A 14,965-nucleotide genomic window follows, 5' to 3' on the forward strand; every position below is an offset into this window, starting at 1 on the left:
CCGAAGATAATCCTCGGCCGCCGCCGTTCTTCAAGGGAGATGAAAATGTCGATGTTCGAAAATCTCGGCCGCTACGGTGCGACCATCAGGCAGGCCCATGCCAGGAACAAGGCCGTCCGCGCCCTGAACAGCCTGCCGGCGCATGTCCAGAAAGACATCGGCTGGCCGGCCTCGCCGCCCAGCGACCCGCAGGCGGCCCTTTCCGCCCTGCTTTTGGGCTTTACGCGCTGATGACCTTCGCCGAAAAGTGCAAACTGCTCGGCACGCGCCGGAGCCCGCGCGGGGCTCCGGCCGTCACCAGCAACCGCCTGCGCGCAGCCCTTCTGCCGCAGCGCTGATCCCTCCCGCGAGAAATGCGGGGCCGATCACAGCGACGTGTGCACACAGCGTAAATCTTGACATCTTCGACCAGGGCACGATCTTCAAATATGAAGGGGACTTCTCTTAGTCGGCTGCCGCCGAAGTTCGTGTATCCGCATGCCCAGTTTGAAAAGCCACGTCGTATCCTTCGTGCTCAGGCACAGTCGCAAGAAGGCGTTTTCCAGCCCGGAAAACCTGCAGCGCTGGATCGCTGCGGCGCGCCGGACAGAGGACCATCACCCTCCGGTGTCAGTGCAGCAGCGCTTCAACATCGAGACACGCACCGTCGACGGCTTTCCCGTCTACGAGATCGCCCCCAGGGCCGGCGAGCGCAAGCGGGTTCTCTATCTGCACGGCGGCGCCTATGTCTTTGAAATCACGCCCTATCATTGGCACCTGATCGCCGACATGGCCGACCGGCTGGGCTGTGCCTTTACTGTGCCCATCTATCCCATCGCGCCCGAGCATGACTTCCACGCCATGTTCGGCATGGTCGGCGACGTCTATCGCCGGATGCTCGGCGAGACGGAGGCGGAAGACATAATCTTCATGGGCGATTCCGCCGGCGGCAACATGGCCGTGGTGCTCACCATGATGGCGGCCGAAGAGGGCATGCCCTTGCCGTCGCGCCATGTGCTGATCTCACCCGGGCTCGACGTTTCGCTTGCAAACCCCGAGGTGTTCGAGGCGGAGCGGAACGATCCCTGGCTGGGCATCGCGGGCGGACGGGAGGCTATCCGGCTCTACAGTGCCGGAATAGATCCGACGGACTGGCATATCAGCCCCGTCTATGGCGACCTCTCGGTGCTGCCCAGGACATTGCTCCTGGCGGGCTCTCGCGATCTCCTCACGCCCGACAATCTGATCTTCGCACAAAAAGCACGGGCCGCCGGCGTCGAGGTAGAGCTCGTGCACGAGGAAGGCATGTTCCACGTCTGGCCGCTGATCGATATGCCGGAATCGCGCCGCGCGCGCGAACGGATCGTGGCGTTTCTGACCGAGAACCCCTCGCCCCTTGTTGAAGGCGCCGGAGCAAGCTTCGAAGCGCCGTCCACCGAGGCTTCGGGGCAGAGCCTCCAGTCAGAGCACCCCGGTTGATCAGAACTTGCCGGTTTCCCGGAAGACTTCGAACGTCGCCCGGATGTGGTCGGCCACCGCCTTGACCGGCGCGCTGGCGTCCGGCGCTACCACCATGGCGAGGTTGTAGGTGCCGATATCGGGCATGCCGTCCTTGGGGCAGAGCTCGACCATGTCGTTGCCGAGGAAAGACTTCGGCAACGGCGCCACGGCGAGATCTGACATGATGGCGGCGCGCTGGCCGGCCGTATGCGCGCTCATATACGCGATGCGGTAGTTGCGGCCCTCGCGGCTCAGCGCTTCGAGCGCCCCTGCCCGCCAGGCGCAGCCCTCTTCCCACAGCGACACCGGCAAGGGTTCGCGCAGATGCGCGCAGCCGCCCTTGGCGCCGGCCCAGACGATCGGCTCCGTCAACAGCACCTCGGCGCCGAGCGCACTGGTCTTGTAGGAATTGGTGAGCAGCGTGATGTCGAGCGCCCGGTCATCCATGCGCCGGCGCAGATTGCTGCTCTGGTCGATGGTGACGTCGACGGCGATCGATGGATGCGACTGCGCAAAACGCTTCAGCACATGCGGCAGCACGCGCTCGCCATAATCGTCCGGCGAACCCAGCCGCACCACGCCGACAATGTCGGGAATGATGAACTTGGACACCGCCTCGCGATTGATCGACAGCAGACGACGGGCATAGCCCAGCAGCATTTCCCCGTCGGTGGTCAGCGTCACCGAGCGCGCATCGCGCGCGAACACCGAGCGGCCCAGAATATCTTCCAGCTTCTTGATCTGCATGGAGACCGCCGAGGGCGTACGGAAGACGGCATTGGCCGCGGTGGTGAAGCTGCCGGTTTCGGCGATCGCCACGAAAGTGCGCAGCACGTCGAGGTCCAGCAGCGGCAGCGGATGATTGAGTGGGGCGTTCATGACGATCGACCTTCAATTTTTCTGATGCAAACTATCATTCCATTTCGTTTGATTGAACATCAGTTCGGGCGCATAGTCAACTCCATCGAAGCAGGATGCTGCCAAGGCAGCCGCGAAACGATCACGACACAGACCTGCCTTCGACATGCAATGAAGCTGATACAGACCTGACGTAAGGCATTGCCGGGCACTTCCGCCCCGACATGAGGAGATCGAAATGTCTATCCTGTCATCCATCGGTCGGCTTGCGACCGAATTCAGCGCGGCCCGCGCCCGCTACCAGACCGAACGCGCCATCCGCTCCCTGCCGATCGAGCTGCAGAAGGATATTGGCTGGCCTGAAGCGGCCGACACGAAGGCCGGCATACGCGCCGGCGTCGGATCCTGGGCTGGAGCAAAGTAAACCGTGTGTACCATGCATTGAAGGCCTGCCGCGCAAACCGCCCGGCAGGTCTTCTTGTTTTACCGACCTGTTTTGCCGTTTTATTTGCGTTCACATGAATTTCGGAGCCATGCTGCCGCTGCATGGCGCATATGAACAAGCCGCATAGCGGCTGGGTTTTGAGCTAACGCTTTGTAAGCTAACGAGAAATCCGGGAGTGCCTACAAAGGCTCCCGCCTTGCGTGTCGCTTTTCATATCAAGTGCTTCGCTTTTGCGATTTAGTTTTTACTTACACAAGCCTATATCCACGCCAGCAAACGAGCTGCCCCACTCCATCAAGCGAAGGCGACCCGTCTGAGCAACCGATTGGAGATGAACATGAAGCTTTTTGCCCGCCTTTTCCCTCGCCGCGAAATGAACCTGACCACGGCCCTCGAGCGCCAGCGCCTCGCCAACACCATGCCCGGCCAGACCGGCGCCATGGCTGCCGCACGCCTCGGTTTCGTCGCCTGAACCGATCCCGCAGGCACCGCTCCCTCGCGCTGCCTGAATAGATGACGCCGCCCGGTTCCGCCGAGGCGGCGTTTGTTTGCACACCCCGACGGCGCTTCCATCATGGACGGCGCCGCGGCTGCGCGGCATCGCAACACGATTGCTCATTTGCGACCCATGTCGCAAATTAAATCTTGCTAAAGCTCCTTAGCCGATTGACAAGGATGGTTTTTCCTGTTGTCGCTATGCTATTCGCGACATTCTGTTCGCGCCATGGCTGCGTGAGGTTCCCGTGAACGCCGTTAAGCATCCGATCAAGCGATCGTTTGTATTTTTTCTCATTCCCGACTTCACCATGATCGCGTTTGCGACGGCGCTCGACCCGCTGCGCTCGGCCAATCGCATGCTCGGCTACGAGGCCTATCGATGGCGCCTCGCCAGCATCGACGGCAAGCCGGTGCGCGCTTCGAACGGTGTCGAATGCGCGGTCAACACCTCGCTGGAGGAGGAGCGCAGGAAGATGGGAGGGCCGGATCGCCCCAACATGGCCATCGTCTGCAGCGGCACCAATGTCGAGCGCTACCAGAACAAGTCCGCCTTTGCCTGGCTGCGCGAGGAATACAATCGCGGCGTCTCCGTTGGCGGCCTGTGCACCGGCGCGCATGTTCTGGCCGCTGCCGGCCTGTTGTCCAACAAGCGCTGCGCCATCCATTGGGAGAACCTGCCGGGCTTCTCCGAGGCATTCCCGAAGGCCAATGTCTTTGCCGACCTGTTCGAGATCGACCAGAACATCTACACCTGCGCCGGCGGCACCGCCGCGCTCGACATGATGCTGAAGCTGATCGGCGACGATTTCGACGAGAATCTCGTCAACCGCGTCTGCGAACAGGTGCTGACCGACCGTGTGCGCAGCCCCACCGACCGCCAGCGCCTGCCGCTGCGCGCCCGGCTCGGCGTACAGAACTCGAAAGTGCTGACCATCATCGAACTGATGGAAGGCAATCTGTCGGAGCCGCTGTCGCTGATCGAGATCGCCGACCATGTCGACCTGTCGCGCCGCCAGATCGAGCGGCTGTTCCGCACCGAGATGGGACGCTCGCCGGCCCGTTATTATCTCGAAATCCGCCTCGACCGTGCAAGGCATCTCTTGATCCAGTCCTCGATGCCGGTGGTCGAGGTGGCGGTCGCCTGCGGCTTCGTCTCGGCCTCGCATTTTTCGAAATGCTACCGCGAGCTCTACGCCCGCTCGCCGCAGCAGGAACGCGTCGATCGCAAGCAGCTGCTGGCGGCATAGCGGCGCGCCTCAGAGCACCTCTGCCGACCGCATCGCCTCGACGCGGATGTCCTCGGTCAGCCGCGCCTTCAACACGGAGAATTCCGGACTGGTCTTCAGCGTGTAGTGGCGCGGGTGCGGCAGGTCGATGGTGACGTCCGACTTGATCCGGCCGGGCCTGGCCGTCATCACCACCACGCGCGACGCCATGAAGATCGCCTCCTCGATGTCGTGGGTGACGAACAGCACCGTTTTCTTGCGCCGTTCCCAGATGCCGAGCAGCAGTTCCTGCATCAGCCCGCGCGTCTGGTTGTCGAGCGCGCCGAACGGCTCGTCCAGCAAAAGAATCGCGGGGTCATTGGCCAGCGCCCTGGCGATCGCCGTGCGCTGCTGCATGCCGCCGGAAAGTTGCTTCGGCCAGTGGTTCTCGAAGCCCTTCAGCCCGACGAGGTCGATATAGGAGGCGACGATTTCGCCCCTCTCCCGCTCTGCCATGCCGCGTTCGCGCAGGCCGAAGGCTATGTTTTCGGCGACCGTCAGCCATGGGAACAGCGTATAGGACTGGAAGACCATGCCGCGATCCGGTCCCGGCCGGGTCACCGCTTTGCCGTCGAGCAGCACGCGCCCTTCGCTCGGCGCCTCCAGCCCGGCGACGATGCGCAAGAGCGTCGACTTCCCGCATCCCGAAGGTCCCAGGATGGTGATGAAATCATTGGCCGCGACCGCCAGGTCGACAGGCATCAGCGCCTGGACCGGTGAGCCGCCGCGCACGCCGGCGAACGTGCGCGAGACGCCCTCGATGAGAAGCTTGCTCATGCCAGGCTCCATGGGAAGAGCCAGCGATTAAGCGCCTTGAAGGCAAGATCGGACAACAGCCCGATCAGCCCGATGACGATGATGCCGAAGATGATCTGGCCGGTTGCCAGTCGCGACTGGCTGTTGATGATCATGTAGCCGATGCCCGACGACGAGCCGATCAGTTCAGCGACGATGACATAGGTCCAAGCCCAGCCGAGCACCAGCCGCAGCGTCTCGGCGATCTCGGGCGCATTGGCGGGCATGATTACACGCTTGACGATGCCGTTGTCCGTGGAGCCGAGCGTGTAGGCCGCCTCGACGAGATCGCGGCGCGTTGAGCCGACCTTTACCGCGATGATCAGGATGATCTGGAACACGGAGCCGACGAAGATGACCAGCAGCTTCTCCAGTTCGCCTATGCCGGCCCAAAGGATGAGCAGCGGAATGAAGGCCGAGGCCGGCAGGTAGCGGGCGAAGGAGACGAACGGCTCCAGGAACGCCTCGACAGGTTTCCACGCGCCCATCGCTATGCCCAGCGGCACGGCGACGGCCGATGCCAGCACGAAGCCGCCGAAGACGCGCCAGATGGTGATCAGTATGTCGAGCCAGAACCGGTCCTCGACCAGCAGCCGCCAGCCATCCCGCAGCATCGACAGCGGATCGGCGAGAAAGATACGGTTGACGTGGCCGCCAAGCGTGATCCACGCCCAGAAAACGACGAACAGCACGAAGAAGGAAATGCCGAGCACGGTTCGCGTGCCCGGCGAGATCGGATGCAGGGGGCGCGGCATTTACAACGGTCCTTGTGGAAGCGAAACGGCGGCCCGGGGCGCCGCCGCAAGACAGCGGCCGCTCAGTTCGCCACGGCGCTGGTATCGGCCAGCGTGGAGACGTCAGGCGCTTCCTTGATCAGCCCCATCTGCAGCAGAAGCTCGCCGGCGGTCTTGGAGAAATCCTGGAACTCCTTGGTGAAGAACTGCTTGTTCTCCGCCCGGTCGGCCCATTTCAGGTACTTCGCCGAATCCTCGAACTCCTTGGCCGACTGTTTCACGTCCGCGCCCATGATGCCGTAGGATTTCTGCGGGTCCTTCTTGATCAGGTCGAGCGCGTCGAAATAGCTGTCGGCAAGCGCCTTGGCGGCGTCCGGATTGGCTTTGAGGAATTCGGGCGTGCAGCCGACCGTGTCGAGCACCATCGGGTAGTCGAGCGTGGTCGCCAATATGTGGCCCTGGTCGGCCTTGTCGCGCACGGCCGAGATGAACGGCTCATAGGTGACGGCCGCGTCGTTCTGGCCGGCAAGGAACGCCTGCGCCGCCGCGTCCGGCTCGAGATTGACGACCGTGACATCCTTTGTCGACATGCCGTTCTTGTTCAGCACCCAGGCCAGCAGGAAATAGGGCGAGGTGCCCGGCGCCGAGGACGCGACAGTCTTGCCCTTGAGGTCGGCGACGGTCTTGATGTCGTTGCGCACCACGATGCCGTCGGCGCCGTAGGATTTGTCTAGCTGGAAGATCTGCTTGGTGGTCACGCCGCTGGCGTTCCACACCTGCCACGTCTCGACCGTGGTGGCGGCGCATTGCAGGTCGCCGCTGGCGATGGCGAGCGGCCGGCTGGCCTGCGGCACTTTCTTCAAGATCACGTCGAGGCCGTGCTTCTCGAAGAGCCCCGCCTGTTTGGCGAGCGTTAGCGGCGCGAAGCCGGTCCAGCCGCTGATGCCGATAGTGACCGATGTGGCGGCCATCGCCGGCGCGGACAAGCCGGCGGCAAGCGCCAGCGTAAGGATAATGGTCCTGTTCATGTCAGTTCCCCTTTGTTTTCTCTGGGGGAATGTTCACGGACGCCGCCCGGCTGTCAATGAACAGGGCCGTGTTTGCCCATATCCTCGGCGACGAAGGTTCGCCTTGCCGCCACAAAACGGCAAGGCCGAGGACCTTGTCGTCAATACTGGTCGCAGTAGCACTCCGCGGACGAGATTCGGTCGTTCCAGTCGCTACCGCCGAAATCGCGGACCCTGCGCCTGATCTCGATCGATCGGCCTCCCCTGCGCGAATCCTCATAGGCAACGAGAGTGCAGCCTCGGCGAACGATCACCGACGACACGCGGTCGTTCCAGAACTCGCGGCCGCGAAAATTGACCGAATCGTCGGCCCCGAGCGCGATCGACCGTCCGCGAAAATTGCCATTTTCGAACATGATGCAGGCGGCCTGATCGTCGTATTGGGCGCTGGCGCCGTCGGCGTAAAGCATGGACGCGACCGCAGTCAGGATAGCTAGACGTCTCATCTGGTGTTTCCTCGGTTTGACCGCGTCACCCCGCCCGCCGGATGGCGCGCCAAGGTCAGTTTGCCACTGCTTCTGCCGGACTGGCAAGCCTGGAACAGTTCGGCATTTCACGGAAACGCCGAACCGCTTTAACTATTTTTTTCAATCAATTCCAAAGGGAAAGCGTTACGCGCGTACCGGCAAAGCGCTATGCGCTTTTTCTGGAATTTCTCAGCGGCTATCGAGCATCCAATTGCGGTTGCGCCACATCTTTTCGCCGACCAGGCAATCGCTGGTTTGTTCGGCCTGCGCCAGCACCACCGCCGGACGATTGGCCTGCTCAACCGACCGCGGCGAGGCCGGGCCGGCGAGCTCAAGCACAAGCTTGCGGCGGATAGCTTCGGGAAACTGCGTCCAGTCGTTGACCGGAACCATGAAGGCTCCGGGACCGCCGATGACGCAGTCGCTGTAATAGCGGTCGAGATCGTTGACATCGTAGGCGCTGGTGAAACCGCCGCGGGTCATCAGCGGCAAGCCGTTTATGACGATGCCTTGCTTGACCACCTCGTCGCGGATGATATCGACCGGCGCGCCCTGGTTGTTGGGGCCGTCGCCGGAAATATCGATGACCCGCTTCGTCCCTTGAAAGCCACTTTCTGCGAAAAGGTCCGCGCCGAATTCCAGCGCGCCGGAGATAGACGTGCGCCGCGCGCTGTTGGGAGGCTGGGCGGACAGCCGCGCCACCACCTGCTCGGCGTCGGCGCGAGAGGAGATCACCGTCCACGGCACGACGACGTGCTGCCAGTTGGTGCCAGCCCATTCGACATAAGTAACGGCGATCCTGCCATAAGCGCCGGCGGCGATGGCTTGCAGCACATGATCGTGCGTCAATGCAGCAGCGTAGCCGCGACGCTGGATCTCGAGCTCGTCCGCCGACATGGACAGCGAGACGTCGACCGCCAGCACCAGTTCGACGTCGACGGGTTCGTCCGCGAGCGACACCGGGGCCAGCCACAGCATCAGCGCCAGGGCGGCGGCGCCTGAAAGCAGATGTCTTGCGCGAGCAAAAGCAGACATGCCGCAGGGTAAGCCAGAATCGCCAGCCGAAAAAGAGAAAAGCCCGACCATAGCCGCCGGGCTTATCAAAATTTGCTCACGAGCCCTGCTGGGAGGTTGCCTAGCTTCTCGGCTTCAAATTCTCCGGATCGTAGAGCGGCTTGTAGCCGACCCCGGCGACCTCGACCGGATAGGTCTCGCCGAAATACTCCACCTTCAGCTTGCGGCCCTCTTGGGCATAGGCCCATGGCAGATAGGCGAGCGCGATGTTCTTGCCGATGGTCGGGCCGTAGGCGACCGACGTGGTGAAGGAACGGCGGCCGAGTTCGTCGACCAGCGTCTCGCCGGTCTCGGGGTCCAGCACCGGCATCGTGCCCACCGGATAACGCGCCACACCCTTGGAATCGGTGTTTTCGGTCATCACCAGCGTGCACAGCATCGCCGGCTGGTGCTCGCGGGCGCGGTATTCCAGGTGCTTGGCCTTGCCGCAGAAGTCGTTCTCCTTGACTTTCGGGCGGGCAAGATCGGCCTCGAGCAGGTTGTACTCGGTGAGCAGATCGGCATTCTGCAAACGCAGGCTCTTTTCCATGCGCCGCGTATTGGCATAGGTCTCGACGCCGAACGGCATGACGCCGGTCGAGCGCAGCGCATCCCAGACGGCCAGGCCGTCCTCGTAGCGCATGTGCAGTTCCCATCCCTGTTCGCCGACATAGGAGATGCGGAAGGCGGTGACGTCCTTGCCGGCGATCCGGATCGGCTTGATCGCGGCGAACGGGAAATTCTCCAGCGCAAGGCCCTCGGGATTCTCGACCACCTTTTGCAGGGTTGCTCGCGCGTTCGGGCCCCAGATGCCGATGGTGACGTATTTTTCCGTCACATCGGTGATGGTGACATCGAAACCTTTATCCTGCGCGGTGCGGCGCATGTACTGGAAGTCGCGCGGGCCGGCGTCCGCGCCATCGATCAAACGGCAGCGGTCGGCCATGCGGATGACCGTGAAGTCGGCGCGCACCATGCCTTCCTCGTCGAGGAAGTGGGTGTAGATGCCCTTGCCGATATTGTTGTCGCCGCCGATCTTGGCCGCGCACAGCCACTCCAGCAGCGCGACGTGGTCGGGTCCCTCGATGTCATACATCGAAAAGTGCGACAGGTTGACGATGCCGCAGTCTTCGCTCATCGCCAGATGCTCGGCATTGGACACGCGCCAGAAATGACGGTTGTCCCATTCGTTCTCGCGCACCGGCACCCGGTTGGCGTATTTCTCCAGAAGATGCTCGTTGGCGGCATAGCCGTGCGCGCGCTCCCAGCCGCCCAGCTCCATGAAATAGCCGCCGAGTTCCTTCTCGCGCTCCCAGAACGGCGAGCGCCTGATATTGCGGCCCTTGGAGAAGGGCTCGCGCGGATGCACGGCAGGATTGTAGACCTTCATCGCCGTCTCGGTGCAGCGATCCCAGATGAACTGCTCCTTGGTCTGGTGCGGATAGAAGCGCGCATAGTCGATCGCGTGATGGTCGATCGAGGTGCGGCCGTCCGTCATCCAGTCGGCGATGAGCTTGCCCATGCCGGGGCCGTCCTTGACCCAGATGGCGACGGCATACCACAGCCCCCTCACCTTCTGGCTCTCGCCCATCGACGGACCGCCATCCGCCGTCACCTGCAGCAGGCCGTTGAAGGAATGGCTTTCGTTGTAGCCGAGTTCGCCCAGGATCGGCGTCAGTTCCATGGCGCGCTCCAGCGGCGCCAGGATCTGCTCCATGTCGAGGTCGCGCTGCGAAGGCGAAAGCCGGGCCTGGTCCTTCTCGAGCAGGTCGCGCGGATGGCAAAGGCGTGGATTGGTCTCTTCGTAGTAACCCCACTCGATCTGCCCGCCCTCGGCGGTCTTGGGATCACCGGTGTCGCGCATATAGGCGGAATTGCCCTGGTCGCGCAGCAGCGGCCAGCCGATCTCCTTGCCCGTGCCGGCGAACTCGTTGTAGGGGCCGAAGAAGGTGAGCGGATGGTCGATCGGCATGACGGGCAGGTCCTCACCCACCATCTCGGCGATCAGCCGGCCCCAGATGCCGGCGCAGACGATGACGTAGTCGGCCTCGATGGTGCCGCGGTCAGTCACCACGGCGCTGATGCGGCCGTCCTTGACAACGAGCGACCGGGCCGGCGTGTTGGCGAAGGATTTGAGCTTGCCCGAGGCTTCCGCCTGGTCGACGAGCTTGCCGGCGACCGTCTGCGAGCGCGGGATGACCAGGCCGGCGTCGGGATCCCACAGGCCGCCCTGCACCATTGCCTCTTCGATGAGCGGGAATTTCTCCTTGATCTCGGCCGGTTCGATCAGCCGGGCGCGCGTGCCAAAAGCCTTGGCCGAGGCGATCTTGCGCTTGATTTCGTCCATGCGGCTGTCATCGCCGACGCGCGCGACTTCGAGGCCGCCGATGCGTGCGTAGTGGCCCATCTTCTCGTAGAAATCGATGGAGTAGAGTGTCGTCCAGCAGGACAGGAAATCGTGGCTGGTGGTGTAGCAGAAGTCGGAAGCGTGCGCCGTCGAGCCGATGTCGGTCGGGATGCCTGATTTGTCGATACCGACAATGTCGTCCCAGCCGCGTTCGATCAGGTGATGGGCGATCGACGCGCCGACAATGCCACCCAGGCCGATGATGACGACCTTCGCCTTGTTCGGAAACTCTGCCATTGCCCGCGACTCCAAGTGCTGTTGCGGGCGGCGTCGGCGCCCGTCTGATCGGCGCACAATATGCAGACGACGATGAGCGCGCTACCGCCTGTTTGCGACACGCCGCGGATGCGTCGCGACCCGATTTGGATCAGGAAAATCGCTGCCGTCAGGCGAAGGCCCAGATGTCCTCGGCCTGGAAACCGACCTGGTAGCCGGCGGTCTTGAGCTTGACCACGACCTGGCCGATCTCCTGAGCGGGCAGTGCGCCGACCTCGACCTTGATCATGCCCGGACGGTAGCGTTGGAGATCGAGTTGCTCGAAGACCATCCAGTCTGCGCCCTCGCAATCGACGAGGAAGGCGTCGATATGGGTTATGCCGTTGCGGTCGAGCAATGTCTGCAACGTCTCGGATGGCACTTCGATGTCCCTGAGATACGGCGCGAACTTGTTGAAATTCACGTCATCCTCGCCCCAGGCATTCTTGCCCGACATCAGGTTGGTGTCGGTGACCGAGGAGCAGCCGATGAACTCGATCGGCAGCGTGCCGGCCTCGAGCGCGGCGGCATCGAAGGTGTGGACGGTGATCGTCCCCCTTATTTTCGTGACGGCAACCGGCTCGATGATGAAGCGGCTGGTATCGGGATAATTGGCGCGCAGGCGCTTCTGGTTATAGGGGATCGGCTCGACCAGCAGGGCACGGGCGACGGGTATGCGATGCAGCCACGGCGTGACGTCGTCGAACAGCGCGCCGTCGCAGGCACCGACATTGACCATCTGGAAAGGCCGCCTTGTCCCGCCGAAGCGCGCTTTCAGTGCCGCCCCGGCCAGGAATTTCGTGCCGCGCAGCGACGGCCCCCGGTCGAGCAAACCGGCCGGAAGGCCAAGCGACAGCGCGATGCGCGTCAGGCTGGACAGCGAACTCATGGCGCGTCTCCGGGAATGGCATGCAAGACGGTGCGGTGCTGGTCACGGGCGACTGTCGCCCACAGCGCCATGAAAGGGGTGGCCAGCAGCAGGAATGGCGGGACCAGATGCGGGAAATAAATGCGCGTGTCGTGGATCGGGAAGACGGTGAATTTCGCCAGCGCGCCGAGCACGAGCGCCGCGAACAGAATGCCGGCGCGTCGGTCGAGCCGGAAGCCGGCACGGCCGACCGCGTACCAGCCGGCCAGCGCCAGCACCGAGACGCCAACCCAGCTGTTCAGGTTGATGGCGCGCAACAGCGATGCGGCAAATGCCTTGAGATAGGCAAGAACCGAGAACGGCGGCTCGAACCCGTCCATGTTGTAGTGCTGCTCGACGCTGGAGAACCACAGATGCGGCCACCAGCCAGGATGATGTGCCCAGTGCGAGATAGCGAAATAGGCGACGAAAGACGCCGCAAAACCGGCCAGCGCACCCCATGCCTGCTGCCGGAAGGCGATGAGCAGAACGGCGAAAACGGCAAGAAAGACAATATTGTCCGGCCGCACCATGAAGGCGAGGAAGAGCAGGATCGCCGTCGCCGCCTCGCGGCCCCTGACATAGGCGTAAAGCCCGCCGAGCAGCAGCGCCGAAGTCAGCAGATCCGGCGTCGAGGCGCGCGCCGCATCGCCGAAATCGGCCATGATCAGCACCGCGCCGATCACCGGCGCCAGCGCCAAGGCCTTTTCCGAGCGCAGCCAGAGCAGCGTGATCGCGCCGAACAGCAGCACCGAAGCCACCTGCACCAGGCGCATAGCGGACACCGGCGACATCGCCGCACTCAGCGTCGACAGGATCTCGGCGTAGAGGAACTTGATCCGGTACATGCCGAGCAGCGAATGGAAGTCGGCGGCATTCTCCGCCATGTGGCTGCGGAAGCCGCCGCCATCATCGGTCAGCGTCTTGTAGTCACCTGCCGAGACCCCGGCCTTGACGGTGTTGTAGGCATAGTCATGCAGCGCCTGCGCATCGGGGTATGTGCCTTCCTCTGATATGGCGAGATAGGGAAGCATGTCCCAATTAGAATCGGGCATCACCCAGGCCGTCAGCGCCGTCAAAAGGATGTAGAGCGCGAAAGCCGCCGCGCCGATGGGTGCCGCCAGCCGCGCATAGGTCCCCTCGCCCCACGCCAGGCCGGCCGCTGTGAGCCGGTCGAGCGGGTTTTGCGGAGTGGGCGACTTGGTCAGCATCGTCGTGGGGCTCAACGAACCTGGCTTTTGACGAAATCCTTCACGATTCCCACAATGCCGCGCGACAAAAGGCTGTCGAAAGCGTCGACGAACCGGTCGACATGCTCGCGCTGGCAAATCAGCGGCGGCTCGAGCCGGATGACGTTGCGGTTGTACTCGGTGAAGGCGACCAACACGTCATAGTCACGCAGCAGCAGCGCGCCGATGAAGCCCGACAGCGAGCCCTTCAGCTTGTCGTCAAGCACGCTGACCACCGGCCGCAACACGGTCGGCAATGTCTGCGAGAAATCATGGAACTCGAGCCCGATCATGAGCCCCTTACCGCGGACGTCCTTGATGATCTTGGGGTATTTGTCCTTCAGTGCCTGGAGGCGCTGCAAAGGTACTCGCCGGTAGCGGCGGCATTGTCGATCAGGCCCTCGTCATAGAGAACGTTGAGCGCTTCGATCGAGGTGACGCAGGCCTCGCCCATGCCGCCGAAAGTCGCCATGGCATGGATCATCGCCGTCTTCGGCGTGCCGTAGGCCTTCATATAGATCTCGCGCCTGGCGACCATCGCGCCGACCGCCGCCTTGCCGCCGCCGAGCGACTTGGCGAGCGCCGTCACGTCGGGAACGACGCCATAATGTTCGAAAGCATAGAAGCGGCCGGAGCGGCCATAGCCGCACTGCACTTCATCGGCCACCCACAGCACACCGTATTGATCGCACAATGCGCGCAGCTTCCGCCAATATTCCGCGGGTGCCTGGATGATGCCGCCGCCACCCTGGATGGTTTCCAGCACGATGACGCCGATCTCGGGATCGGCGCGGAATGCGCGCTCGACCGCTTCGATGTCGGCGAACGGAATCCGGACCGCATTGTCCGCCACCTTGAAATCGGCGCGGTAGAGCTGGCCGTCGGTGATCGCCAGCACACCCTTGGTCTTGCCGTGGAAGGAATTCTCGGCATAGACGATTTTCGGCCGCTTCGGGCCGGCGGCACGCTCGGCGAGTTTTACCGCCGCTTCCATCGCTTCCGAGCCGGACGAGCCCAGAAACACCATGTCGAGATCGCCGGGCGAACATTTGGCGATGTTGTGGGCCAACGCGGCCGCATATTGCGACATGAAGGCGATGGCGATCTCCTGGCGCTTCTCCTCCTGGAATTTCTTGCGCGCTTCGAGGATGCGCGGATGGTTGTGGCCGAAGGCCAGCGAACCGAAGCCGCCGAAGAAATCCAGGATCTTGCGGCCGTTCTGGTCGATGTAGAACATGCCCTCGGCGCGCTCGATCTTGATCTTGTGGAAGCCGAGCAGCTTCATGAAATGCAGCTGGCCCGGGTTGAGATGCGCCTTGAACAGGTCGGTCATCGCAGCGACGTCCATCGCCTTGGCCTGCTCGACGCTGATCAGGTCAGGCTTGGCGATGGTGGCTGGCGACAGCGCCGGCGCGCTGACCATGGTGCGCGCGCTCGCCTGATCGGGCTTGGCCATGACGGTCATTTCAATCTCCTGTCCGCGCGCAGGATCGGGGATCGTGCGCA

General features: G+C 63.1%; 14 protein-coding genes and 1 pseudogene. 5 read left to right on the top strand and 10 right to left on the bottom strand.

Annotation, left to right across the window (positions count from 1 at the left end):
* Positions 1 to 45: 45 nt before the first annotated feature.
* A complete protein-coding gene (locus tag ACIU1A_RS13515) occupies positions 46 to 231 on the top strand; it encodes a hypothetical protein (RefSeq protein ID WP_140559670.1) in 186 nt (61 codons plus the stop codon).
* Positions 232 to 477: 246 nt separating this feature from the next.
* Complete coding sequence (locus ACIU1A_RS13520) at positions 478 to 1,458, top strand: alpha/beta hydrolase (RefSeq protein ID WP_404927499.1); 981 nt, start codon at positions 478 to 480, stop codon at positions 1,456 to 1,458.
* Here ACIU1A_RS13520 and ACIU1A_RS13525 read toward each other — a convergent pair whose 3' ends face one another.
* Complete coding sequence (locus ACIU1A_RS13525) at positions 1,459 to 2,358, bottom strand: LysR substrate-binding domain-containing protein (RefSeq protein ID WP_140495644.1); 900 nt, start codon at positions 2,356 to 2,358, stop codon at positions 1,459 to 1,461. It abuts the gene before it with no gap.
* A 217-nt stretch (positions 2,359 to 2,575) separates the two neighbouring features.
* Between ACIU1A_RS13525 and ACIU1A_RS13530 the strand changes: the two genes are divergently transcribed.
* The 3 genes from ACIU1A_RS13530 (at position 2,576) to ACIU1A_RS13540 (ending at position 4,527) form a co-directional block, all read left to right on the top strand.
* Positions 2,576 to 2,761 (top strand): hypothetical protein, encoded by a 186-nt coding sequence (locus ACIU1A_RS13530; protein WP_140495643.1) that lies wholly within the window; start codon positions 2,576 to 2,578, stop codon positions 2,759 to 2,761.
* Between the two features lie 358 nt (positions 2,762 to 3,119).
* The gene (locus ACIU1A_RS13535) at positions 3,120 to 3,254 is read left to right on the top strand and encodes a hypothetical protein (RefSeq protein ID WP_127853696.1); all 135 of its coding nucleotides are present in this window, start codon (positions 3,120 to 3,122) and stop codon (positions 3,252 to 3,254) included.
* A gap of 334 nt (positions 3,255 to 3,588) precedes the next feature.
* Positions 3,589 to 4,527, top strand: a complete 939-nt coding sequence (locus ACIU1A_RS13540) for a GlxA family transcriptional regulator (protein WP_263482988.1) — start codon at positions 3,589 to 3,591, stop codon at positions 4,525 to 4,527.
* Between the two features lie 9 nt (positions 4,528 to 4,536).
* On the opposite strand, the gene ACIU1A_RS13545 is transcribed toward ACIU1A_RS13540, so the two are convergent.
* From ACIU1A_RS13545 to ACIU1A_RS13585, 9 genes and pseudogenes are all read right to left on the bottom strand, one after another.
* Positions 4,537 to 5,322 carry an ABC transporter ATP-binding protein gene (locus tag ACIU1A_RS13545; protein WP_404927500.1) on the bottom strand — a complete coding sequence of 262 codons (786 nt, stop codon included), beginning with the start codon at positions 5,320 to 5,322 and terminating at the stop codon, positions 4,537 to 4,539.
* The gene (locus ACIU1A_RS13550) at positions 5,319 to 6,095 is read right to left on the bottom strand and encodes an ABC transporter permease (RefSeq protein ID WP_140495640.1); all 777 of its coding nucleotides are present in this window, start codon (positions 6,093 to 6,095) and stop codon (positions 5,319 to 5,321) included. Before ACIU1A_RS13550 ends, ACIU1A_RS13545 begins: the two co-directional genes overlap by 4 nt.
* A gap of 62 nt (positions 6,096 to 6,157) precedes the next feature.
* Complete coding sequence (locus tag ACIU1A_RS13555; protein ID WP_404927501.1) at positions 6,158 to 7,102, bottom strand: ABC transporter substrate-binding protein; 945 nt, start codon at positions 7,100 to 7,102, stop codon at positions 6,158 to 6,160.
* Between the two features lie 140 nt (positions 7,103 to 7,242).
* Positions 7,243 to 7,587, bottom strand: coding sequence for a peptidase inhibitor family I36 protein (locus ACIU1A_RS13560; RefSeq protein WP_140495638.1), 345 nt, complete (start codon positions 7,585 to 7,587; stop codon positions 7,243 to 7,245).
* A gap of 210 nt (positions 7,588 to 7,797) precedes the next feature.
* Positions 7,798 to 8,643: a DUF1194 domain-containing protein gene (locus ACIU1A_RS13565; protein ID WP_404927502.1), complete on the bottom strand. Its 846-nt coding sequence runs from the start codon at positions 8,641 to 8,643 to the stop codon at positions 7,798 to 7,800.
* Positions 8,644 to 8,743: 100 nt separating this feature from the next.
* Positions 8,744 to 11,305, bottom strand: a complete 2,562-nt coding sequence (locus ACIU1A_RS13570; RefSeq protein WP_140521113.1) for an FAD-dependent oxidoreductase — start codon at positions 11,303 to 11,305, stop codon at positions 8,744 to 8,746.
* A gap of 148 nt (positions 11,306 to 11,453) precedes the next feature.
* Positions 11,454 to 12,212, bottom strand: a complete 759-nt coding sequence (locus ACIU1A_RS13575; protein WP_404927503.1) for an FkbM family methyltransferase — start codon at positions 12,210 to 12,212, stop codon at positions 11,454 to 11,456.
* Positions 12,209 to 13,441, bottom strand: coding sequence for a hypothetical protein (locus ACIU1A_RS13580; RefSeq protein ID WP_404927504.1), 1,233 nt, complete (start codon positions 13,439 to 13,441; stop codon positions 12,209 to 12,211). Before ACIU1A_RS13580 ends, ACIU1A_RS13575 begins: the two co-directional genes overlap by 4 nt.
* Before the next feature lie 11 nt (positions 13,442 to 13,452).
* A pseudogene (locus ACIU1A_RS13585) lies at positions 13,453 to 14,882 on the bottom strand (aspartate aminotransferase family protein).
* Positions 14,883 to 14,965 lie beyond the last annotated feature (83 nt).

Origin of the sequence: Mesorhizobium maamorense, assembly GCF_044998965.1 — a bacterium.
Taxonomy (GTDB): Bacteria; Pseudomonadota; Alphaproteobacteria; order Rhizobiales; family Rhizobiaceae; genus Mesorhizobium.